The organism is Fulvivirga sp. (genome assembly GCF_040218215.1).
Taxonomy (GTDB): domain Bacteria; phylum Bacteroidota; class Bacteroidia; order Cytophagales; family Cyclobacteriaceae; genus Fulvivirga.
This window is the reverse complement of the sequence record NZ_JAVJQL010000018.1, coordinates 1-23,976: the sequence shown is the minus strand read 5'-3', so window position 1 is coordinate 23,976 and position 23,976 is coordinate 1. Positions and strand designations below refer to the sequence as shown.

The following is a 23,976-nucleotide window of genomic DNA, read 5'->3' as shown; positions in this document are numbered from 1 at the left end:
TTATGGTTTAAGACCTTTTAGTACAATGGATAGCGTATGCTGCAGTGTTGGCTCATCAAGCTCAAATGGTTTGTTATGCATGCTCTTTTTAGTGACATGAAATTTCACCAGCTGATATAAAGGGGCAAAAGCAAGAGACCAGTAAACTTCCACCGGCAGCGGTACCAACTCCCTGTTATCAATGGCCTTTTGCGCGAAGCGGGTCATCTTTTCGACAAAATCAGACTTTACCTGCGCATTGATTTCTTTTGAAAACCGTGAATATTTCAATTGCTCCATAAAGTGCATCTGATTCGGGTTTTTAAGAAAATAATTGGCCCTGTTAATCCACTGCACTCTAAGGCCTTCCTCAAAACTCATTTCAGGATCAAAATTCAGCAATGTAGCTTCAAACATTTTGCGCTCCTCCTCAATGCCTATTTGTAATATCAGGTCTTCCCTGTCCTTAAAATAGATGTAGATAGTGGCTGGAGATACATTTGCGGCTTTCGCCAATTTCTGCATGCTCAGTCGGTCAAACCCCTCCTCCACGATCATTTGAAGGGCTATTTGCTTTATCTTCTCTTCCTTATTTGGATCTCTTTGTCTCAAGGTTCAATTTTTTCAGCGGCAAATATAAATGAATGTTCATTCACTTATATTAATTTAGTGTTAAATAATTTTCACATTAAATTAAGTTCAGGTAGGATCGGATTAATTGGTTAATTTTCCCAGTATATCATTTAAACACCCATAACAGAATGAATAAAAGGTTTGTACTTTCCCTCACTATTGGGCTAACCTTAACGGTTCAAGTTTGTTTGGGACAGGCATCCAACTTTGCCATCTTCAAATCCAAATTTTCTCTTCAAGACACGCTGTACACTAGCATCGATTCTTCCAATTATGATCCTGTAAACTTTAGACTTAAAAACTGTAAGATTATAGACTCTAAATATTTCAGTCTATTTTCCAGATTCAGTTGCTATGAAAATTTTGATACGCATAAACACTGGATTCAGTCATACAAACAATTCAATGACATCACTGCCATGACCATTTTATGCTTTGGTAAATATGGCCCCATCCTGCACTTGCTTACTTTCAAAGACAGCTCGCTTATTGATGAAATAATTCTGGAATCCTCTTTTGTCGATGCAGGACAGGTCGAGATATATACATGCACTGGGCAAGTAGGCAACAAATTCTCAAGATCATTCTATACAGAATGGGAAACTCAAAAAGAGGGCAGATGGCTCACTATTTCAGATTCAACAGTCCTCACTTTTGAAATTAGCTCACAAGGAAAAATGGATACACTTAATGTTCAGAATTTTCAAAAAGATATTGAATGGAAATAAGTGGCTATTTTATATAGGCCTTCAAGCTAATTACATTAAAATCATGCAAATCACAGCCTAAGAAATACGAGCTTGATTTTGCAATTTATTGGAGTAATACTATTTAGTTTTCGCCACCTCTATGCCTTTTTGGTGGGGGTCTCCCCTCAGCCTTTAGGAGACTTCTCAATCGTTCCTCCTTCGAAGAGACGATATTTTTAGTTTGAACATAGATTTAGCACTTTAGTATATTAACAAGTGACAGGATATTAAATGAAACAAATAAGTGTAATCAATTCGATAGAAGTACCCGAAGGGCATGAAGAAATGGCCATTAAAGTGCGTGATATCTATATCGACTATTTTAAAACCAAACCGGGCTTTGTGAGCTCAACCTTTTACCGGACCATCAACAGCGAGAACAAATTCAACTTTGTGAATATTGTGGTGTGGGATTCTTATGAGTCCTTTCAGGCCGTGGTCAACAGTGGTTTTGAAAATACTGAAGGCCTTAATGAAGATAATATGAAAGTGCTGGGCAAGGGCTTTCCCCCACCCATCAAAGTATCGCCCGGCCAGTTTGAGATTATAAGAAATGACTGATATGACCTATCCAACTTTCAGACTTGACGATCAGGTAGTGGTGATTACCGGAGCCAGCAAAGGCATTGGGAGAGGCATCGCGAAAGTGATGGCCCATGCAGGAGCTACAACCATTCTCTGTGCCCGAAGTGCAGCTGAATTAAAAACGCTACAAGAGGAAATAGAAACAGAAGGTGGTATTGCTCATGCCTTTCCACTGGATGTCACCTCAGTGGCCAATATAAAAGAAACTTTTAAAAGCATTTTTGAAAAGTTTAACCGCATAGATGTACTTATCAATAATGCCGGATTGGGCTTTAATCACCCTGCTCTGGAAGTAACAGAAGAAGATTGGGACGAAATGATGGACGTCAATATGAAAGGTCTCTTCTTTTGTGCGCAGCAGGCAGGTAAGTACATGGCCAAAAACAATTACGGCCGTATTATTAATATGAGTTCGCAGGCCGGCTTGGTGGCCATTAAAGACCATGCGGTGTATTGCGCCTCTAAGGGTGGCGTGAATATGATCACCAAAGTGCTGGCTTTGGAGTGGGCAGAGCAGGGAATAACGGTTAACAACATTGCGCCTACTTTCACCTATACTCCAGGCACCGCAGAGCGCCTGGACAATCCGGAATACCTTGAAAAGGTACTTGACAGAATACCGGTAAAGAAAGTAGCGGATATTATTGATATTGCTTCGGCTATCCTTTATTTGACAGGCTCAAGCTCTGGTATGACCACTGGTACTACATTGGTTATTGATGGCGGGTGGACGGTGCAGTAAAGTTTAAGCTAACGCTTGTCGGACCTGTTCCGGCATCTCATTTTCAATATAAGACCTAGAAATGAATCCACGGAGATTAAAATAATTGATTAAATTGATCTGCCAAAGACATAATCAATAACCATCAGATGATATTAAGTAAGCTTCACCAAAAACTGGAAAGACAAGCCACTAAAACAGGCATTAGTATTCTGTTTGTACTTGCACATAGTGTATTGTTAATCATGATGATGTACACCTTTCCAAAAATTAATGCGCAATTGGGTGCAGAAGCATTTGATTTAAGGCCGGGTGGTTATTCTCCGTCTGAAGCTATGGCATTGCTTCAAAATTTAGATCCTGCCACCACCAATTTTTACCTGTTTCCTCAGCTATTTTTATTAGATGTGCTTTATCCTATTTTACTAGCCCTTTTCTTAAGTACATTGATTATTCGGATATCCAGATTGTGCAAAATGAATCCAAATAGTTTCTTTTCAAATCTGTACATACTGCCATTTTTAGCGATGTTAGCGGACTATGCAGAAAACATCATGATCGCAATTATGATATCAGAACCAGCAAATGTTACTTCCGGATTTGTTCAAACAGCAAGCATATTTACTCAACTGAAAGCCGGAATTACTACCTTAAGCTGGGTTTCTATTATTGTTCTTTTTGTGATGTGGTTAGTTAATAGAAAGTCAAATGACTAACTCTTGTCGGACCTGTTCCGGCCTGTCTGCCACAGGCAGGCATCTCCTTTTAAACAAAAGAACCCCGGAATACCTGCCTGTCGGCAGACAGGAATCCGGGGAGAGATAATCTAATTAAAAAGTGTTTATAAAAAGCTAAACAATAGACACCCTAACCTTCTTCTTTTTCAACTTTACATTATTGACTTTTGGGAGAAGGCTTTTGATAGTATCAGTTTTAACGGCCACAAAAGCGCAGTCATTCTTTAGTTCAATTACGCCCAGCTCATCTTTATTGAGGTTTCCTTGCTTAAAGAACAGTCCCGCAACATCACCTTTTGAAATTTTATCTTTCCTGCCACCAGAAATAAATAAAGTGCTCCATCCTGAGCGTTTTGGTGCTTCAGATTGAGTCAGAGGTTCTACAGGTAGGTCTCCAATGAAATCAGGCAGGCGTTCGCCTTCAGCTTGTATTACATAGGCTGTTCCATCACTGTTCATTCGCGCAGTTCTGCCATTGCGATGGGTAAATTCTTCACTTTTTATGGGCAGGTGATAATGGATGATAAATTTGATTTCAGGCACGTCAATCCCTCTGGCTGCTAAATCAGTGGCCAGCAAAACCTGATGTGTTCCATTTCTAAATTTAATCAAAGCCCTCTCCCTATCGCCCTGCTCCATACCGCCAAAGAAGGTGCCGTGCGAAATGTTATGATCAAATAAAAAGTCGCTCACGCGTTGAATCGAGTCTTTAAAATTACAGAAGATGATACCATTTTGGTTGCCAATATGGCCAAGCAATTCGATGAGCGTATCCAACTTGTCCTTGCTTGGGGATATCACCTTTTTAATTTGTAGCTGCGCCACTTTTTCTTCCAAATAGTCAATAACAACAGGCTCGTTCAACTTCACAAACTCCGGAATTTCAACTCCTTGAGTAGCCGAAGTCAGCACTTTCTTATTGACTTGAGGCAGTAATTCAAGGATGCCGCGCATCTCTTCTTCAAACCCTATTTCCAGCGACTTGTCAAATTCATCGAGCACCAATGTTTTGATATGCCTTGTGTCAAAGGCCTCTCTTCTCAAATGGTCTGCTACCCTGCCTGGCGTACCAATGAGCACTGCCGGCCGATGCTTTATTTCCATTCGGTCTTTAGAACCAGCTCTGCCACCATACACAGCATTGACTTTAAATCCCGTTCCCATCTCACGCATCACCTGCTCTATCTGTATGGCCAGCTCCCTTGAAGGAACAATAACCAACATTTGAATTTCCTCACAAGCCTCATCGAGTTGTTCGATGAGTGGTAAAAGAAAGGCCAATGTTTTACCAGTACCTGTAGGTGAAAGCAGCATCACTTCAGCACTGGAGGTTATTGCAGACTGAGCCTCTATTTGCATGGGGTTCAATTGCTCTATTCCCAATTTGGATAGAATAGCGGCCTGACTTTTTATGGATGTTGACATGGGGATGAAAATTAATAATCTTGCAAGTAACGAAAAATAAATGAGCTCTTGCCTGACATTGCTTTCGCAGAGCTTCATCGGAGCAAAGCATGTTCGGGCATCCTTTCGTTAAATATGAGACCCCAGAATAAATCCAAGGGAGAATTATTTGTTTAATTTGGAGTGATATTGACTTACATATTTTTAAATGGTGACTTATTCTGGATTAAAGCATATAACACTTGGACATAGAACTGTTGAACTAACAAACCTAAAAGGCGAAGATTTTCTTTCTAAGCTTAAAAAATACTTAAAATACGCAGCGCATAACACAAGCCCAGGTAATCCTGAATTTGCATCTGGAGAAGTTTTCTTAGATTCAAACTCATTTGTTTTAAATCCAGGTGGTATGGAGTATTGGAACCATCTTTTTAGTTTTATTACCTATGGAACTATTGGCATTAACGGCAGTGGAAAACATGTAATAACTTTAACCTTCAAATCATCAACCTTTAAACTTCTTCTAGCCTGCTCTACTTTCCTTTTTGTTCCAATATTTTTTCACAAATGGCCATTATTTGGGAAAATACTGTTGGAAATTTTCTTAGCACTTATGTTTATTTTAAACATTTTTTTTGAAAGATGGCTTTATAAAAGAGAGTGTAGAAAACAAGTAGAATTCATATTGGGAATTGAAAAAATGGAAGCAATACCAGACTAATTCATTAGACAAATGTTACCGTTCATGAGGCTAAAAGATTGTCTATCGACATTGTATTACTGGACTTTGCCTTTACCCCTCATGTAATTCTTCCTCCTCCTCTCGTTCAATTTTTTTATATTGTTTCAGTGGCTCATGGTATTGAGACCAACGTCACACCCATAAACCATTTGAATCCATGAAACAACAGAACTTAAGCCTTCTCTCCCTTTTTGCCGCAATCATTCTAATTAGCTGTACTCCAGACAATGATGACCAAACAACCATCGCTGGTTTAAAAGAACCAGTCGAGATCATTAGAGATGAGTGGGGCATAAATCATATTTATGCCAAAAACCAGCATGACTTGTTCTTTGCCCAGGGTTATGCAGCAGCTAAAGATCGCCTTTTCCAGTTCGAGATTTGGAGACGTCAAGCCACGGGAACAGTAGCTGAAATTTTAGGTGAGCGAGAGTTGAAACGTGATATCGGCACAAGGCTCTTCAAGTTTCGTGGTGACATGAAGCAAGAAATGGATTATTATCATGAAGATGGGGAAGAGATCATAACTGCTTACACCCAAGGTGTAAATGCCTATATTGAAGAAATACTCGCTACCCCCGAACAGCTTCCTATAGAATTTAAGATACTTAACATCGCTCCCGAAAAATGGACTACCGATGTAGTGATATCACGTCATCAGGGTCTTTTAGGAAACATTGATTTAGAATTGAATGTGGCACGATCGGTTGCCAAATTAGGAGTAGAAAAGGTCAAAGACCTCAATTGGTTTCATCCCAAAGACCCTGATCTTAAAATGGACTCTGCCATCAATCAGGAGCTGCTCTTTGATGATATTTTAGAACTATATAATGCTTACCGCAAGCCTGTGGCCTTTCAAAAGAGCGATATACTTCCAGAATATAGAGATTCAACAAATGACAAGACCATCGCCTATCTGGCTGAAGAAAATGATGATGATTTTTCCATAGGCAGCAACAACTGGGTAGTGAGCGGTGATCTAACTGAAGATGGCAATACCTATATGGCCAACGACCCACACAGAACTATTGCTATTCCTTCCCTTCGTTATATGGCGCATCTGGTAGCACCAGGCTGGAATGTCATTGGTGGTGGTGAGCCTGAAATTCCGGGCATTTCTATTGGCCATAATGAATATGGGGCCTGGGGACTGACCGTATTCCGGACTGATGGTGAGGACTTGTATGTGTATGAATTAAATCCTGAAAACAATAAGCAGTACATGTACAATGGAAACTGGGAAGATATGAATGTTATTAAAGAAACCATTAAATTGAAAGACCAGGAGGATGTAATTGTTGAGCTATTATACACCCGACATGGTCCGGTTACGTATGTTGACCCGGTACATAATGTAGCCTATGCCGTTCGTTGCGCATGGCTTGAGCCCGGAGGTTCGCCTTACTTAGCTTCATTACGAATGGATCAGGCAAAAACCTGGGAAGAGTTCCGAGAGGCATGTAACTACAGCCATATCCCCGGAGAAAATATGATTTGGGCAGACCCAAAAGGCAATATCGGTTGGCAGTCGGTTGGTATAGCTCCTCTCAGAAGAAATTTTAGTGGGATGGTGCCTGTACCCGGAGATGGTAGATATGAGTGGGATGGGTATTTACCCATTATTGAAAAACCAAATACCCTGAACCCTTCACAAGGCTACTTTGCAACAGCCAACCAAAGCGTAACGCCAGCGGATTATGAGCATTGGGATGCTATCGGGTTTTCGTGGGCTGACCCCTATCGCGGTGACAGGGTGGTACAGGTGCTTGATGCCGTTAAAAAATTAAATATGGAAGATATGAAGGCCTTGCAAGTAGATTACCATTCTATTCCTGCAAGTCTGCTGGTACCCTTGCTGTCTGAGCTGCCGTTAGAAGGCAAAGCTGCTGAGGCGAGAGATCGGCTCAGTGGATGGGACTTTAACCTAGAGGCCAATTCTATTGAAGCTGCTATTTATGTTGCCTTTGAAAATGAGTTAAGCAAGCTGGCGGTGTCAAAATTCGTTCCTGAAGCTGGCAAGCCTTTTATCAATAGAATTCAACTGAAAAGGGTTTTAGACTGGGTGACAACACCTGATGGTCGATTTGGAGCTAATCCTGTTGAAGGAAGGAATGAGTTTCTTAAAGAAGCTTTTAACAATGGAATAGCTTATCTCGAAAAAACCCTTGGCGATGATATAAACAATTGGCAATACGGTCAGGAGAAATTCAAACATACGTATATAGCACATGCCTTGGGTGAAATTGTTAAAGAAGATATAAAGGCCAAACTTGATGTTGGGCCAATGCCAAGAGGTGGCAACTCCAGCACGCCTGGATCAACAGGAGGAAATAACAGGCAAAGTTCAGGCGCCTCTTTCAAAATAATAGTGAATACCGGAGATTGGGATGCCGCTGTAGGCACGAATGCACCAGGCCAATCAGGAAATCCTGAAAGCCCATTTTATAACAACCTGTTTGAGCCATGGGCCAATGATCAATACTTCCCGGTTTATTATTCACGTGAGAAAGTGGAAGCTGTAGCCGTTGATAGAATTATGTTGGGGCCTAAAAATTAGTCACTCCCTTGCCGGACTCCTGCCTTGCCGGCAGGCAGGTGTTCCGGCATCTTTAGATTCAAGAGACCCGGGAATGAATCCGTGGATAATGAAATAATTACCATTGACGACTGTTAGTCGCCAGCACTCTCAACACTCCCCATCAATATCACAAGCATCACCAGAGTGGGTCTTAATTAGCACTAACGGATACTTATTCCAAAGTTTAATTATATTTGATAGTATCATATGATACTATCATGAAACCGCCTTACGAAATTACCCCGTCCATTTTAAAATTGGTTTCTTCCATTTCTGAACAAATAGGAGAAATCAAGGCCACTCATTTAATTAAGCCTCAAACTGAGTTAAGAAAAAAGAATAAAATCAGGACTATTCAGTCTTCACTGGAAATTGAAGGAAACACCCTTACCCTTAAGCAAATAACAGCCCTGCTGGACAATAAAAGGGTAATAGCTCCTGAGAAAGATATTCTGGAAGTTAAGAACGCAATCAAAGTGTATGATGACATAACATCATTTGAGCCAGCCTCTATTAAAGACTTTAAAAGAGCCCATCTGACCTTAATGAAAGGGTTAATTGAAAAACCTGGTGAATTCAGAAATACCGAAGTTGGAGTTGTCAAGGGTTCAAAAGTTCAACACCTCGCCCCTCCGGGTGCTATGGTAACGGCATTAATGACTGACCTATTCAATTATTTGAAGCAGAATGAGGAGATTCCACTGATCAAAAGTTGTGTCTTTCATTACGAACTGGAATTTATTCATCCTTTTACCGATGGAAATGGCAGAATGGGGAGACTCTGGCAAACAATTATTCTAATGAAATACAATGCTGTTTTCGAGTATCTGCCAGTAGAAATTATAATCAAGGAAAAGCAAAAGGAGTATTATAAGGCCTTAAGTCAATCAGATAAATCAGGGCAGGCCACTCCGTTTATTGATTTTATGTTAGGTGTAATTTATGATTCTTTACAGATTGTCCTTAATAGTCAAAGACCTGCTTTGTCAAATAATGACCGCCTTATGATCTTTAAAGAGACACATAAAAACTTTGAATTTTCACGTCAGGATTATTTAAAATGCTTTAAAGAAATTTCATCAGCTACTGCAAGCAGGGATTTAAAATTTGCAGTAGATGAAGGTATCCTTCAAAAAAGTGGTGACAAAAGAATGACCAGGTATAACTTTAGTTGAGTATTATTAATACTTGCCTGTAGGCAATCGGGAGTCCAGAGAGAATAGATTTTTTGCTTAAATTGGAGTGATAATAAAAAATAACAACACCTTTTGTCCTGTTATTCAGAAATAACAAACATAAATGGCGTTTAGCAGGGTGTTGTAGCTAATTTGAAAAAAATGAAGAAACTGATAATTTTAATAGGTATATGCCTTTTTGGAATACTTAGTGCGAATGCTCAAAATGATTTCTATTTCGACAAATGGAAAGCTAAAGGAGAAATCATAACCAAAGAGGTTATATTTTTCATGGATTCAACTAACACAGAAAACGGGAGGGAATTCAATGAAAAGTTTGGTAAGATGCTTTCAGAAAAATTACAGAATATGGGCATTCAATCCACTTCCACCTTTGATTTTGATACAACTGACTCTAATATTCTGATTATAAAATTTGATATGGTGAAGCCAGCTTATGTAAAACTGAACACGTTTGGTTCAGAAATACCACTTTGTAATCGGTTTGAAATAAACCAAGTCAATAAGTTACCTGAAAAGAAAAACAGACAGATTAGAACAACTTTAGCGATTTCAGTTGACAAAGAAGAAAATGGAATGTCTCATGCTTCAAATGCACTTGCTAACTTAATATTTGAATCAATAAACAAATAAAAACTGGCTACAACAAGACCTGTACGCAATGCCCTTCGGGACACTGCGCATAGCCAAAACGTTACCCTCAACATTCCCCATCAATATCACAAGCATCTTTATTGTCGGAATTCACCATTTCTAATGGAGAATTTACTTGAGCATAGTTGCTCCAGGCTTTGTCTAATGTCTCTTTAAAAACATCAGGATGCTGGGCACCTGAAATGCCATACTTTCCATCTAAAACAAAAAAAGGCACGCCCCTCACACCTAGCTGTTGTGACTCGTAAATGTCATACTGAACCTTCTCAGCATACTCTCCAGAATCCAGTACTTCTTTCACTTTATCGGCATCAAGACCAACTTCAACAGCCAGTGTTGTGATGGTCTCAAAATCTGCAATGTTCTTACCTTCTGTGAAATACGCTTTTAAGAATCTCTCTTTCATGGCATCTCCCAAGCCCTGCGTTTTGGCATATTGTATCACCCTATGTGCATCCTTTGGGTTAGCCACCACTGCTTGATCCATATTGTATTCCAAACCCTCCTGTGCTGCCATATCTACCACCTGCTGCGTGATTTGCCTGGCCTGCTCTAAAGACCAGCCTTTAATCTCGGCTAAGTACTCAAGATTCCTTTTGTTAGGGTCAGAAACCATATCAGGGTTCAACAAAAAGCTTTTCCACTCCACTTCTATTTTGTCAGCATGTGGGTGATTCTTCAACGCATTCTCAATTCTTCGCTTCCCGATGTAACAAAACGGGCAAACAATATCAGACCAGATTTCTATTTTCATTGCTTGATTTTTTTCTTCTCACTTTCAACTGCATTACTTGTCGTAATTTCAGAAAATATTAACCTAAAATGAGCTTTATGTAAATCCAACAAAAAACCGTCTCTCCGTCATCCTGAGCCCTCTTTCATCTAAAGCATTATTAAAGGAGGGCGTGAGGATCTCCTATTTGAGGAGATTCCACGGCTTCTCAAGCACCATCAGCCCCAAGAGCCTCTGAATGACGGTTTTTTGTTGGATTTAATTCATCTTAACAGTAAACTTCGGTCAATATTTATCCTGTATCTCAATATGAGATTACGGACAATTTTATTTTTAGTAAAATGTAAAAATAAAATTTCCGTAATGACGCAACCAGGAGATACTTAGATTATTAATTAACTCAGTTTATAATCAAACACAGCTCAGAAGAGTTCAATGTTTAACCAATAAATTTTACAAAGACTTTATAATAGCAATGGCCTGTTCTAATTGAGCATCATCAAAATCAAGATGAGTTACTAACCTGATCTCGTGAGGACCGAAACCTACAGCCAGAATTCCCTTTTTCTTCAGCAATTCAAGGGTTTCAGAAACCTTGTGTTGTTCTTTCAATTTAAAGATCACAATGTTGGTATCTACAGGTAGCACACTTTCCACTATTGAGCATTTATGAAGTGCTTCTTCAAGAGCCTTCGCTCTTTTATGGTCTTCTTTTAATCTTGGAATATTATTTTCTAGAGCATACAATCCAGCTGCCGCAATATAACCCACCTGTCGCATGCCACCGCCCATAAATTTGCGCACTCTTCTAGCTTTATTAATGAGTGCCTGACTGCCAACCAGCAATGAACCAATAGGTGCTCCAAGGCCTTTGGACAAACAAATGGAGATAGTATCAAAATACTGGCCGTAATCAGCGGCCTTTTCATCAGTTTCTACCAGCGCATTAAATAACCTTGCTCCATCTAGGTGCATTTTTAGTCCGTGCTTAACAGCTACGGCATTTATGGATTTGATTTGCGCCAAAGTATAATAGCAGCCTCCACCTTTATTGACGGTATTTTCTAATTCTATAATAGACGTTTTAGGATAATGAATATCATTAGGATTGATTTGGGCTTCTATTTCACGGGCATTCAATCGGCCTCTGTCACCATCAATTAACCGAAAGGACAGTCCGCTGGTGCCAGCTACACCTCCACCTTCATACCTGTAAATGTGCGCTCCGGAATAACACACTACCTCCTCATAAGGGCTGGACAATATATGAATGCCAATTTGGTTGGTCATAGTGCCTGACGGACAGTAAATAGCGGCTTCCATGCCCAATATTTCTGCACCTTTGGCCTCAAGCTCCAGCACTGTGGGGTCTTCACCAAAAACGTCATCACCTACCTTTGCCGACATCATAGCATCAAACATTTCAGGAGTTGGTTTGGTGACGGTATCGCTGCGTAAATCAATCATCTTTATAAATTTTGGCAGAAGTTAAAAGTTTTTGTTTAGGTGACAAAAGGTGAGTTTTATGAATGGTCAGAATTCTTGCTGGATTCCCCGCCCCGCTTGAGTCTGTCCCCACACAGACTCATATTAATAAAACAATGTGTCCCAGTCCTCAAAATCAGCCATCTCCACGGCAAGTTTATAAATAGTTGCCTCACAGGTTTTATTGCACAGCGAGAGTTTATTTGAGTTTGTAAAGAAAAAGCCTGTCTGGGGACAGGCGTTGGGGATAGAGTGCAGTAGTATTAATTTTTTTTTCTCTTTTTCTGTCAATACAAAAAGAGTAACTCACCCCGAGTCTGTCCCCTGACAGGCTCATATTAATAAAAGCGCATTCCATTTCTAAAAATCTAGAATCTCCACGGTAAGTTTATAAATAGTTGCCTCACAGGTTTTATGGCTCAACGGGAAATGATTTAGATTTGTAAAGAAACAGTCTGTCATGGGACAGACTTCGGGGAGGTAATTATTCTTGCCGGATTTATTCCGGCACCCCTAAAGATTTAATGCAGACGTTCATCCTCAAGGAGGCCCCGGAATAAATTCAGGGGCGAGCGCATTAATAAAACCCTCGTCATACTGAACACAGTGAAGTATCGTACTAAGTTTTTTTAATTACACTTAGTAAGTTCCCTCGTTCCTCGGGATGACTTTCTTATTTTAATGAGAACTATCATCCAAAGCTACTACCAATCCTTTTTTTAATACCTCCATTTGCGCTGTGCCCACAAACTTCTGATTGATCTCGAGCTCCACACCTATATATCGATCAGGCGAATACTGTTTCCTCAAAAAAGTAGTAAAACCATCATCTGCACCATTATAAGGCAAATTGATCATGGTCAGCATTTCAGGAATGGCCTCAGAGATTTTATCTTTTAGCGAATTGGCATATTCTGCCTCTTTAGCAATACCCTCATCCACCAACACCCCGATATCGACACTTCTTTCTACTCCATTTAAAACAGGAGTGAACGAGTGCATAGAAACGTGGATAACACGATCAAAAGAAGTTAATGCCTTGTCAATTTCAGCAATCACACTTTGCCTGTAAGCCAAATGATAGCTGTCAATCAGTTCTCTTTTTTGTTTTTCGGGTAGCTGGGCAGTAAATTCAGAAAACAACTCAGGATTATCTAAAGATCGGTTAGCCTCTACCAACAACCTGGATACCTTCTGAAAGAAAAACGGAGCCTCCAGGTGCCTGGCTATATATTTGCCCAGCTCCATAGAACCCAAATCCCAACCGCGGTGTGAGGCTAAAATCCCATCTTTACCCTCGAATAAGTAACTATATGACTTTGGAATATAATTGCCGGCATGCTCACAGCTAATTATAATTTTGCTTTTTCCCATACCACAAACATTTCGTTATTAGCCAAACAGTCGGCCAGCTCTTGATAAACCAATTTGATGTTATCCTCAGAATACACATTGTCCAGCACTTTTAATATTCTGCTGGCCAGCGTGCCTTTATTGATTATTGTAGTTATGGTTTCTTTCCATGGAGCCATTTCATCTGGGTAAGCTTCAGACACTTTAGCAAATATGTGTCTCCAAACTTCTTTGGCCTCTATGTTTTCTTTATCAATACCAAAAACCTGTAAATACTCCTTGTTGTCTATTATGGCTGACTCTGCATTGCGCATAGTCTCTTGTAAAATTTCATTCAACGGTTCAGCCTCCCACAATTGTTGATCATGAAAACCAATAAACTTCTCATTCACCAACATTTTTAAGGTGTTGACAATAAGTGCCACTATTGACATGTCAGCTTTAGGGCATTCCTGAATGTCCATGATCCTGATCTCGATACTTCCCCGGTCAAATCTCGCAATAGCGCCCCTTGAGTTCACCCAAATCGGATCCAAAATATCATCGGTATTGTACTTGGCAATATCATGCACTATTTTATCGTAGATCAGCTTATGATATTGTCTTTTAGAAAAAGCCCGTTCAGGAATCACCTTACCTGTCAAAGAAGGAATTACACGCTGATTCTTCTGATAGTAGTCCATCCTCTTATCAAGAAAGCCTGTATTCTTACCGCCCAATATTGGTGAGCTGGCAGCAATAGCCGGTATCAGAGGTAATATCAGCCTGATGGCCGCATGGAGCTTAGCAAACTCGGCATCATCATAAAACGGCAAGTTGATATGTGTGCTTTGCAGATTTGACCAGCCGTGGCCTTTGCAATTAAACATCTTATTATACAGCTCATAAACCTCATTATTATCGTGTGGCCATAAGTGTGTATCCTTTGCCGGATCCATCAACGGGTGAGCGGCAGAAGGCAACAATTTTGCATCGAAGCCAGCAAGATGCTTATTCAACACCTTCACATTTTCTGCAAAGGCATCGGCCATCATCTCCAGATCTGCCTCTGGCTTGGTGCATTTTATTTCCACCACATGCAGCACCAATTCATTGGACCATGTTACCTCTTTGTTTTCAATATCACTGACATACTCACCCTTGATTTTTTTAAAAACATCATCAGTAATCGGTCTGGTAGATAATGAATTTTTATCTACAATCATGTATTCAAGCTCTATTCCATAAGCCTGAAACAAATGTAATCTCGAACTGCTCATTATTTTTCTAGTCTTTCTACGAACGTTTCCATAATCTTGGTGTAAAGGCCGTTTTTCAACACCCTGTCCTCTATACCAGCATCTATACTTGGATTATCGTTAATCTCGATAACATAAAACTTACCGTTAACTTCCTTAATATCAACTCCATACAATCCATCACCAATAAGTGAAGTGGCTTTCAAAGCCAAATCAATCAGAGCCCATGGCGCATCTTCAACGGCAACAGTTTCACTTTTCCCATCACGGTGCTGGTTGTCCTTTTTCCAGTTGATAATCTGCCAGTGGTTCTGCGCCATAAAATAACGGCAAACATATAGCGGCTGCTTGTTGATGACACCCACTCGCCAGTCATAGGTAGTAGGCATAAATTCCTGCACTATCAAAAGCTCAGACTTCTGAAACATATCTTTCAATGTGGCGTGCAATTCCGCATCGTCTGCTACTTTCTTCACCCCTTTTGAGAATGAACCGTCAGGCTGTTTTATTACCATAGGGTATTTAAAAGTATCAGGGATAATCTGATGATCCTTTCTTATAATATGGGATTTAGGAACTGCTATTTTATTGGCCACTAAAAGCTCATGCAAATACACTTTGTTGGTGCATCTTAGTATCGATCCTGGGTCATCAAAAACCACCAATCCTTCGGCCTCGGCCTTTTTAGCAAAGCGGTAGGTATGGTGGTTCACATTAGTAGTTTCCCTAATAAACAAAGCATCAAACTGCACCAGCTTACCAAAATCGTTTTTGGTGATCATCTCAGTATTAAAACCAAGTTTATCTGCTGCGGCTATAAACTTCTGCAGTGCCTGTGGGCTTGATGGTGGATTAGGATCATCAGGATTAACCAAAATGGCCAGGTCATATTTCTTGCGGGAATATTTCTTGCGCACCACCTTCTTGCCGGTGACATAAAAATGCAAAGCTTCCTGAAGCTTTTTAAATCCAGTTTCATCAAGATTTTTAAGGTGCAGCGGCTTCAGCGACTGAAGCTGCCACTTGTCTTTCTTTGAAAATATAGCCTGAATGATAGGCACCTGAAACAGGTTGAACAGCAAAATGCCGAGCTTGGAATAACTTACGTTATCAACCTGCCCAAAATAGATATTGATACTAACTTTAGAAGAACTCTCGCCCTTTAAAGTATCCTGAATAAGGGTGTCAAACTCCTCGGCATCATCCTTAATAAAAGACGGAAACCTAAAATCCTGCAAAACAGAAATCTCAGGGATAACCTTGTGCGAACGCGCTTCCGCCAATAGTGAGACATAATAGCCTAAGCTTTGGTATTGGTGTGAACGGCAAAGGTTGACGATCATATAATTCTTTGACTCCAGGTATGCGCTGTTGCCAAAATAATCTGATGGAGAAATAATTGAAGCTCCCTCAGCATTTATTTTCCATTTTTCAGGGTTTTCGGTAATAATTAATTTCGGCATTATAGTTCTTTAGGATGAATAATTAACAAATTGGCGTCATAGGTCATTACACCTAACATTATTGAGTTTATAAGTTTATGAAATGTAACAGGATAATGCTGCTTATCACTGATTGGATTGTCCGCCAAAGGATCTGCAACATATACCTCTTTTTGATTATAGCCCTTGATGACAACAAAATGTCCGCTGGGCCTACCTGCTATATCATCATATCTGATTTCAAAATCCCCAATTTCCCTGGGACTTTCATACAAGTATGTAGCACTAAGGCCAGTAAGAATAGGTGTCCCTGTTTCAAGATGTCTTCTTAAAAAACCAGGAGTAAGCTCTTCAAACTTTATCTTACCCCCATTTTGCAAAAATTTCAAATACGACTTAGTAGCTGCTTTTAGCTTTTTGGCTTTGGGCTTGCTCTCAAGTTGTAATCTAAGTTTTTCTGAAAGGTCAACACCAGGTTTAAACCAGGTAGGATCAAAAGTGGTGAGGTTATAGGTATAAATAGTAACCTGATAGCCTCTTTCCAGCGCATGATTGCCCAGGGTAACCGCGATGGTTCCTCCTGTTTTTAGCTGTTTGACCTGCCCTATAACATCTGTCAATTTTATATCATCATGATAATATTGATAAACTGCCTGCAAGCAGGTAGGCCCACAGGTAACATCATCAGGCTGTTTTCGGATGTTAAGTGAAAGTATTGTTTTATGGTCGTTTGATATCATTTGTATATCTTCAATAGACCTAAATAAGACGCACGCAAAATAAAAAGTCACTCATGCTCAATAGAAATTTATCAGATGAAGAGATCGTATTATTGCTGAGGACAGATGGTAACTCAAGGTACTTTACCCTAATTGCCGAAAGGCATGAAAAATCGATTTTAAAAAAATGTTTTTCCTATACAAAAGACGAAGATGCGGCTGAAGATTTGTGTCAGGAAATACTGATAAAGCTCTTTTTGAAGATTAAAGATTTTAAGGGCGATTCCAAATTTTCTACCTGGCTTTTTTCAGTAGTTCATAATACCTGCATTGACTATTTGCGAAAAAACAAGAAAAATGTTCAGAAGGTGATATCTGACAAAATGAAGGACGAGGTAGCTGAACTTATAGACGGTGTGGATGAAATTCCAGAGGAATTGTCAGAGAAAATATTATTTGAACTGCTGGATGCTATGACTCCTGAAGAAAAACTTTTGCTTTTGATGAAATACAAGGAAAAGCATCATGTGAAGGATATTCAAGCAGCACTACATCTCTCAGAAAGTGCCGTGAAGATGAGATTGAAAAGGGCCAGGGATAAGATCAACGTTTTATATGAGACATATAAAAAACCTTCTCCCTGACCCCCAATCTATATTTATATCTTCTTTTGAAGTGCCTCTATTTTAGCTTGAGCAAAAGTGTTACCCAATGACTGGGATTTTTTATACAATTCCAGGGCTTCCTGATAAGTCTCTTTTCTTTTCTTAGGGGCTAACTTGGTTCTGTCAGCAGCCAATTCCATAGCCTCACCTCTTGCAAAGAACGCATCTGCTTCCGATACTTCAGCTTTGATCATTAGCTCCTGCATCTTAGCCTCAATAAGTGCCAATTCCTGCTCCTTGATCATGATCATCTCATTCTTGTCTTCAATTTCAACAGACTGTAGGTTTACCTTTGAAATCAACCCCTGGTTTTCTTCCTGAAACAAAGCCACCTGATTTTGCAAATTTGTAATCTCAGTGTTCTTTGAAACCAGCTCTTTTTGAAGCTTCCTGACCAATGCCGAATAAGAAGTATTGTTCTTTTCCATATCAGACAATTGCTTACGCGTATCTTTCAGGTACTGCTGGATACCTTTCATCCTGGTTTCATAATCATCAGGTTTGATCCCCGTTTCAAGGTTTATCCTTAACGAATTTCTTTCTTTGTCGATAGAGTCCATAAGCGCTGACACTTTTGCCAATTGCTCACCTACTACCTTGTCATTCTCAATTTGAATGTTCAGGCTATCCATAGCAGCCTTTAAAGCCGCATTTTCTGTTTCTAATTGCTTGGTGTTACACGAAGCAAAGGCCAATATTAATACTGGCAGAATAAATAATTTTTTCATTTATTATATAAGTTGAGACCATATGACGAGGACATTGAAAAAGGTCACATAATATGAGGAAAATTTTTAGGTAATTATTTATCTAAGGTTCCTGGGTGCCAAAATTGTCAGGTATCTGTCCTAAGAGTTATTATTAGCCATTTAAATGGGTTTCAAGTAAGGAAATTGTAATTTTAATATTATGAAAAATATATACACACTTTTTCTTATCATCCTGATAGCTGCCAGTTGCACAGATAAAAATGATGATGCCCAGTATGTGGTAGATCAGGCCCGACTGGCTGCGGGAAGCGACAAACTGGACATGGCGCAGGTTGAGTTTGAATTTAGAGATCGAGAGTATGGTGTAAAGCGCAAGAACGGAGAATATGAAATGGTCCGCCTTTTTAAAGACTCACTGGATATGATCAGGGATCAGGTTACCAATGACGGATTTCAGCGAGAGGTGAATGGTACTGTCATAGAAGTTGCAGATTCTATGGCATTCAAATACACTAACTCCATCAACTCTGTCATATATTTTGCACTATTGCCTTACAACTTAAATGATGCCGCAGTAATTAAAACCCACCTTGGCAGTGAGACATTAAAGGACAAAGATTATTACAAAATAAAGGTGACCTTTAAGCAAGAAGGTGGTGGCAAAGACTTTGAAGATGAATTTATCTATTGGATAGACAAGGAAACTTATTTTATCGATTATTTGGCTTATAGTTACCTGACCGATGGTGGTGGCATGCGTTTCAGGGAAGCTTACAATCCCCGTACTGTGAGTGGAATAAGGGCATTGGATTATATCAATTACAAACCAAAAACAGATATTAAACTGGATGCTATAGGCAAAGCTTTTGAGACGGGCGAGTTAGAAGAGTTATCAAAAATTGAGCTTATTAATTTTAATGTCGAACTGCTTTAAACCTTCTTACTTTTAATCACTCGAATAATTGTATAAAGTAAAGGTAATATCGATGAAACCTGCAGTATCATAAACCTGATAGCACTGCTTTCTACTTTAAATGTAAAGATCTGTTCTATAGATTTAAGGCAATTATTAAAGCCAATTAGGAGTACAATATTTAATATAAACAGGCACAGAATATTCAACAGCCAACTGTTTGAAGTCTCCCCCATTATCTTTTTGTTATTTGTAAAAATAATCAGGACAATTACCATCAAAGGCAACACCAAGCCATTGAGCGCCTGAGCTGCAATTATTACAGACAGCGGTTTAAAATCCAGCATCCCAAAGAGCATTCCTATAAACAAAACTGATATCCAGGTCATGCGATAAACTTTGTTTTTATCCTGATGACCGATAATAGATGAAGTAATAATGGCTGCTGCCATAGGCGAGGTTATGGATGAGGTAATGCCTGCTGCAAAAAGGCCTACACCCATAAACACAAAAGCCCAATTACCTAAATAACTGCCCAATACATTGGCAACATCTGCAAAGCCACTTTCTGAACTTGCATTGGTAGCCACCAAGAGAATAGCAATTGAAATAATACCGCCAAACAGGACTGAAATGGACAAGCCAAAACGCATATTTGAAAGTACTTCATTTTTTGCAACACCAGCTCCTAAAAACAGATTGTAAGGAACAATGGTAGTGCCGACCAAACCCAATACTATCCAGGAGGCTCCATCAGGAATATTTGGAATTGTTGCGCCCTCTACTACATCACTCCACGAAAGTGGTAATTGAAAAGCTAAAAACAGAAACATTAATCCCATTATGGCTACCAAAATCCCCAAACTGGTGGTTATCAACTTGATGCTACCTTTCCATAGCAATGCACAACAACAAAGGCCTGTAGCCAGTATCAATCCCAACTTGCTGAAGTTCGTAAAGAGCAGTACCCCACTAATTGCCCCTAATATATTTCCGGCCTGATAAGCAGCACATCCTAACACTACAGAAAAGCCAATGAAGTAAACCCCAAACTGGCTTTTGGATTTATTTTTCATGATGCTTCCCAGTCCCTCACCAGATATTATGGTTATTCTTGCTGCCATTTCCTGCAATACAAGGCATGCAATTGTAGAGAAAACCAGCGCCCAGATCAGTTGGGTGCCATATTGGGCGCCAGCAGCAGTAGCTGTTGCCAAAGTGCCTGGCCCAATAAATGCTGCAGATACTATAGACCAAAGGAGTATAGAAGAGATTCTTTTATTCAATTGCATTCATTATCATTTACCTTTCACAGCATTTATTGTATTCATTATCAATATCTTGGCAAAAGATATTGCTTTTCAATCTACTTAAAAATAATTAGTTTTACTTGTTGCTCCCAATTCTACAAATAACACCAAAATTATAAACTATGGTAACTCTCAGGTGGATTTCAAAAGTGTTACTGGCTATAACCTTAGTATTTAGCAATTCGCTATCAAAGGCTCAAACTGGTGTTCCCAGAATTGTCATTAATTCGGGTGGCCATTCAGGCAAAATATTTAATATCCTATACAGTCCTGACGGAAAGCAAATCATCTCTGTTTCTGAAGATAAAACTATTAGAATATGGGATTCACGTACTGGTGAGATGATCAAAAAATTTGAAGCCCAAATAGGTAAAGGTCCAGAGGGCATGTTTTATGCTTCAGCAATCAGCCCTGACGGAAAATACCTGGCGGCAGCAGGATATCCTTCAGCCGCAGAAAAAGGAAATCATATTATTTTGATAGATATCGAAAAAGGTGTTCAGGCAGGAACAGCAGTAGGTCATAGCAATGTAATCAACAGTCTTGACTTTGATGGATCAGGTAAATATCTGGCTTCAGGAAGTGATGACGGCACCATTAATATATGGTCGGTTGAAGAGTCTCATCAAATGCCCTTGAAAGCTACACTTGAAGTGGGTACCCGGGTAACTGGCGTTTCATTTAATAATAAGACACAATCCCTGGCAGTAGCTTCAGATCAAAAGAATGTGTTAGTTTATGATTTGGTTAAGCTTAATGCCGGGGTTTCTAAATTCTCACCGCGGGAGTTAAAAGGCCACAAAGACATTGTGAATAAGGCCGTATATTCTCCAGATGGTAGCTATATAGCCTCGAGTAGTTTAAACAATGAAATGTTTTTATGGAAACCTGACGGAGAGCTGGTGAAGCAGTTTAATAATGAAAAGAATATCATCAACGCTTTAACCTTTTCTTACGACTCAAAAATACTGGTAGCCATGGATGTTTCTGGTGTTGGCCGCAGCTATTCTATTCCCAGTGGAAACAAATTTGCAGACTTCAATGGTCATGATAATACCGTTTTTAGCGCAGACTTTTCTCCTGAATCAGAAACAGGGAATTATATTGTAGCCACGGCTGGCGGAAACAATAATCTTATTTACATATGGAACCCTATTAATGGCCGCTCTCAACAAACCATTAAGGGTCATGGAGGCACTATTTGGGATTTGAGTTTTGGAGAGGAGCTAGACCTTTACATTTCTACTGATCAAACTAATAAAGATCGGGTAGTACATAATTTTAGATTTGATTTCTCCACTTTTGGTATTACCGTAAACCCTGAAGAACCATCCATTGGATCCACTGGCTTTCTGTTAGAAGCCAATAAACTAGTAAAACAAACTGGCATATATACCTTAGAAATAGGCAAGGGCAATGTTATTCAAAATGATGAGTTTGAAGATGGAAGAATACTGGACTATCAGGTAAGGGCCAATGGCAATGTTATCGTTGGAAGCGACTTTTCTTTAAAAGAATATAGTACAAGCGGTGGAATTCTTAAAGAATTTCTTGGCCATACTGGAGGCGTACGAACTGTTACGGTAAGCAAAAATGGTAAGTACATGGCCTCTGGTAGTGAAGATCAAACAATCAAGATATGGAATCTTTATGACAAAGGGGATTTACCAAGTTTAAGAGATGTATTTGAAGCTGAGGATTGGCACGAGTATTTCACTTCTTTGGAAGTAGACTCCCTGACCTATCAAGCATCTGAAGAAGCCTGGAAAGAATTTATAGTTTATCTAAAGTCAGTGGGTGACAAAACCTACAAAGATATTGAAGAAGTATATTCGAACTTAGGTGTGACAACTATTCCATTTGCAAATATGTTTGTTTCCGATCAAGGGGAATGGATAGTGTGGGCACCAGACGGATATTTTAGTTGCAGCTCAAATGGAGCGCAGTATTTTGGTTGGCATATCAATGAAGGTATTAATAAACTAGCTGAATATTATTCTGCAGAACAGTATTTCGATATTCTTTACAGACCCGAAACCATGGTGAAGAGCATGGTGCATGCTAAGCGAGTAACTGATATTTTGAAAGAGGAAGGTGAAAAGATATTTGATTTAACTAAGCTTAATAGACCATCTGCAGCCTTTTTTAACATAAACAATTTAGCGTTCGGTGAGTATAAACAGCTAGATTACCATGATGGCAATTATGATACCCAAAGTAAGACACTGGAATTAGAAGCCGACATTTATGATGGTGGTGGTGGTATAAAAGAAGTAAATATCTATCAAAATAATAAATTGATCCTGATAGATGATGAGTTTGAGACAACTGGCACTCAGGGAAAGCAGTTCCATCGTACTTATTCAGTAAACCTGACCAATGGTAACAATGAATTTAAAATTGTTGTCAAGAACTTCCAGAAAATAGAATCAGCCGGGGATAAGTTGAAAGTGAAGTATGTAGGTGAAATTATGGCAACATCCAGCCTGTATATTTTATCTGTGGGCATAAACACCTATAAAAATCCGGCATATAACCTTAATTATGCCCAACCAGATGCCAAATCTTTTACCAACAAGGTAATTGACAATAGCAGCAAGATGTTTAAGAATGTTCGTAAAACTGAGATTTACGATACTGAAGCCACCAAAGAAAATATCATCAAAGGTTTTGAGTCTATAATTTCACAGGCTAAACCAGAGGATGTATTTGTCTTCTATTATGCAGGACATGGCACTTTAGATGAAGAAAATGATAATGAGTATTATCTGGTGCCAACCAATATCACTAAGTTATATGGTGATCCACAACAGCTGCAGGATAAAGGCATAAGTGCAACAGAACTGAAAGGTTACTTAGCAGAAGTAAAATCACAAAAACAATTAATACTAATGGATGCGTGCCATTCCGGAGGAGCTATCAAGTCTATGGGTGTTAGGGCTGCTGCCTCTGAAGAAAAGGCCATTGTGCAACTAGCCAGAGCATCGGGTGTAGTCATGCTGGCATCCAGTGGTACACAGCAGTTTGCGACAGAATTTGAAGTGTTACAGCATGGTGTATTTACCTACGCCTTACTGGAAGCTTTAGATGGTGCCGCTGACTCTGGTGATGAAAAGGTGACTGTCAATGAGCTGAAAATATATATGGACGAACGTGTTCCTGAATTAAGTAGGCAATATGGAGGTCAGGAGCAATATCCTACAGGTTTTGTGCATGGTAATGACTTCCCTATCAGCATTGTTTATGAAAAGGAGGCTCCGAAAGAGGATGAAGAAGGGGAAAAGTAATTTACCTTCTCCCCTTGCTGCTTTTTTTAGATCGTTTGTAGTTGGCCTTTCTTCGCTTCTTGTTGTTGAATTTCTTCCCTTTAGATTGCTTTTTCTGTGTACCATTATAACGTAAGCTAGGGTTCTTAATATTCCTCAGTCTC

At 39.5% G+C, this 23,976-nt stretch carries 21 protein-coding genes; 11 read left to right on the top strand and 10 right to left on the bottom strand.

The annotated features are described in order from the left end of the window. Window positions 1-591 carry a TetR/AcrR family transcriptional regulator gene (locus RIB54_RS13665; protein WP_350069441.1) on the bottom strand — a complete coding sequence of 197 codons (591 nt, stop codon included), beginning with the start codon at window positions 589-591 and terminating at the stop codon, window positions 1-3. 149 nt (window positions 592-740) lie between these two features. Between RIB54_RS13665 and RIB54_RS13660 the strand changes: the two genes are divergently transcribed. From RIB54_RS13660 to RIB54_RS13645, 4 genes are all read left to right on the top strand, one after another. Then, entirely contained in the window at window positions 741-1,340 is a 600-nt protein-coding gene (locus RIB54_RS13660) for a hypothetical protein (protein WP_350101435.1), read from the top strand. Between the two features lie 252 nt (window positions 1,341-1,592). Then, window positions 1,593-1,922 carry an antibiotic biosynthesis monooxygenase family protein gene (locus RIB54_RS13655; protein ID WP_155179678.1) on the top strand — a complete coding sequence of 110 codons (330 nt, stop codon included), beginning with the start codon at window positions 1,593-1,595 and terminating at the stop codon, window positions 1,920-1,922. A gap of 1 nt (window position 1,923) precedes the next feature. Further along, on the top strand, window positions 1,924-2,688 hold the full coding sequence (locus RIB54_RS13650; RefSeq protein WP_350101434.1) for an SDR family NAD(P)-dependent oxidoreductase: 765 nt from the start codon (window positions 1,924-1,926) through the stop codon (window positions 2,686-2,688). A 128-nt stretch (window positions 2,689-2,816) separates the two neighbouring features. Next, a complete protein-coding gene (locus RIB54_RS13645) occupies window positions 2,817-3,383 on the top strand; it encodes a hypothetical protein (RefSeq protein ID WP_350101433.1) in 567 nt (188 codons plus the stop codon). A gap of 135 nt (window positions 3,384-3,518) precedes the next feature. Here the strand turns inward: RIB54_RS13645 and RIB54_RS13640 are convergent, their stop codons facing one another. Beyond that, a complete protein-coding gene (locus RIB54_RS13640) occupies window positions 3,519-4,829 on the bottom strand; it encodes a DEAD/DEAH box helicase (protein WP_350101432.1) in 1,311 nt (436 codons plus the stop codon). 187 nt (window positions 4,830-5,016) lie between these two features. Between RIB54_RS13640 and RIB54_RS13635 the strand changes: the two genes are divergently transcribed. From RIB54_RS13635 to RIB54_RS13620, 4 genes are all read left to right on the top strand, one after another. Next, the gene (locus RIB54_RS13635; protein WP_350101431.1) at window positions 5,017-5,529 is read left to right on the top strand and encodes a hypothetical protein; all 513 of its coding nucleotides are present in this window, start codon (window positions 5,017-5,019) and stop codon (window positions 5,527-5,529) included. A 178-nt stretch (window positions 5,530-5,707) separates the two neighbouring features. Next, window positions 5,708-8,107 carry a penicillin acylase family protein gene (locus RIB54_RS13630; protein ID WP_350101430.1) on the top strand — a complete coding sequence of 800 codons (2,400 nt, stop codon included), beginning with the start codon at window positions 5,708-5,710 and terminating at the stop codon, window positions 8,105-8,107. Window positions 8,108-8,346: 239 nt separating this feature from the next. Continuing rightward, entirely contained in the window at window positions 8,347-9,303 is a 957-nt protein-coding gene (locus tag RIB54_RS13625) for a Fic family protein (RefSeq protein ID WP_350101429.1), read from the top strand. A gap of 162 nt (window positions 9,304-9,465) precedes the next feature. Then, complete coding sequence (locus RIB54_RS13620; RefSeq protein ID WP_350101428.1) at window positions 9,466-9,957, top strand: hypothetical protein; 492 nt, start codon at window positions 9,466-9,468, stop codon at window positions 9,955-9,957. A 67-nt stretch (window positions 9,958-10,024) separates the two neighbouring features. Here RIB54_RS13620 and RIB54_RS13615 read toward each other — a convergent pair whose 3' ends face one another. The 6 genes from RIB54_RS13615 to RIB54_RS13590 all read right to left on the bottom strand — a co-directional run bounded on the left by RIB54_RS13615 (window position 10,025) and on the right by RIB54_RS13590 (window position 16,969). Next, window positions 10,025-10,732 (bottom strand): DsbA family oxidoreductase, encoded by a 708-nt coding sequence (locus RIB54_RS13615; protein WP_350101427.1) that lies wholly within the window; start codon window positions 10,730-10,732, stop codon window positions 10,025-10,027. Window positions 10,733-11,164: 432 nt separating this feature from the next. Continuing rightward, a complete protein-coding gene (locus RIB54_RS13610; protein ID WP_350101426.1) occupies window positions 11,165-12,178 on the bottom strand; it encodes a threonine aldolase family protein in 1,014 nt (337 codons plus the stop codon). A 696-nt stretch (window positions 12,179-12,874) separates the two neighbouring features. Next, the gene (locus RIB54_RS13605; RefSeq protein ID WP_350101425.1) at window positions 12,875-13,570 is read right to left on the bottom strand and encodes an N-formylglutamate amidohydrolase; all 696 of its coding nucleotides are present in this window, start codon (window positions 13,568-13,570) and stop codon (window positions 12,875-12,877) included. Then, entirely contained in the window at window positions 13,549-14,808 is a 1,260-nt protein-coding gene (locus RIB54_RS13600) for a carboxylate-amine ligase (protein WP_350101424.1), read from the bottom strand. Before RIB54_RS13600 ends, RIB54_RS13605 begins: the two co-directional genes overlap by 22 nt. After that, window positions 14,808-16,250: a RimK family ATP-grasp domain-containing protein gene (locus RIB54_RS13595; RefSeq protein WP_350067439.1), complete on the bottom strand. Its 1,443-nt coding sequence runs from the start codon at window positions 16,248-16,250 to the stop codon at window positions 14,808-14,810. Before RIB54_RS13595 ends, RIB54_RS13600 begins: the two co-directional genes overlap by 1 nt. Continuing rightward, window positions 16,250-16,969: a C39 family peptidase gene (locus RIB54_RS13590; protein WP_350101423.1), complete on the bottom strand. Its 720-nt coding sequence runs from the start codon at window positions 16,967-16,969 to the stop codon at window positions 16,250-16,252. The genes RIB54_RS13595 and RIB54_RS13590 overlap by 1 nt, the downstream gene beginning before the upstream one ends. Before the next feature lie 53 nt (window positions 16,970-17,022). Here RIB54_RS13590 and RIB54_RS13585 point away from each other — a divergent pair, with 53 nt between their 5' ends. After that, window positions 17,023-17,592, top strand: a complete 570-nt coding sequence (locus RIB54_RS13585; protein ID WP_350067435.1) for an RNA polymerase sigma factor — start codon at window positions 17,023-17,025, stop codon at window positions 17,590-17,592. 14 nt (window positions 17,593-17,606) lie between these two features. Here RIB54_RS13585 and RIB54_RS13580 read toward each other — a convergent pair whose 3' ends face one another. Next, entirely contained in the window at window positions 17,607-18,341 is a 735-nt protein-coding gene (locus tag RIB54_RS13580) for a hypothetical protein (protein WP_350067433.1), read from the bottom strand. Window positions 18,342-18,522: 181 nt separating this feature from the next. Here RIB54_RS13580 and RIB54_RS13575 point away from each other — a divergent pair, with 181 nt between their 5' ends. Beyond that, complete coding sequence (locus RIB54_RS13575) at window positions 18,523-19,257, top strand: DUF6503 family protein (RefSeq protein WP_350101422.1); 735 nt, start codon at window positions 18,523-18,525, stop codon at window positions 19,255-19,257. Here the strand turns inward: RIB54_RS13575 and RIB54_RS13570 are convergent. Continuing rightward, the gene (locus tag RIB54_RS13570; RefSeq protein WP_350101421.1) at window positions 19,254-20,528 is read right to left on the bottom strand and encodes an NRAMP family divalent metal transporter; all 1,275 of its coding nucleotides are present in this window, start codon (window positions 20,526-20,528) and stop codon (window positions 19,254-19,256) included. The genes RIB54_RS13575 and RIB54_RS13570 overlap by 4 nt on opposite strands. A gap of 140 nt (window positions 20,529-20,668) precedes the next feature. Between RIB54_RS13570 and RIB54_RS13565 the strand changes: the two genes are divergently transcribed. Continuing rightward, window positions 20,669-23,833 carry a caspase family protein gene (locus RIB54_RS13565; protein WP_350101420.1) on the top strand — a complete coding sequence of 1,055 codons (3,165 nt, stop codon included), beginning with the start codon at window positions 20,669-20,671 and terminating at the stop codon, window positions 23,831-23,833. Window positions 23,834-23,976 lie beyond the last annotated feature (143 nt).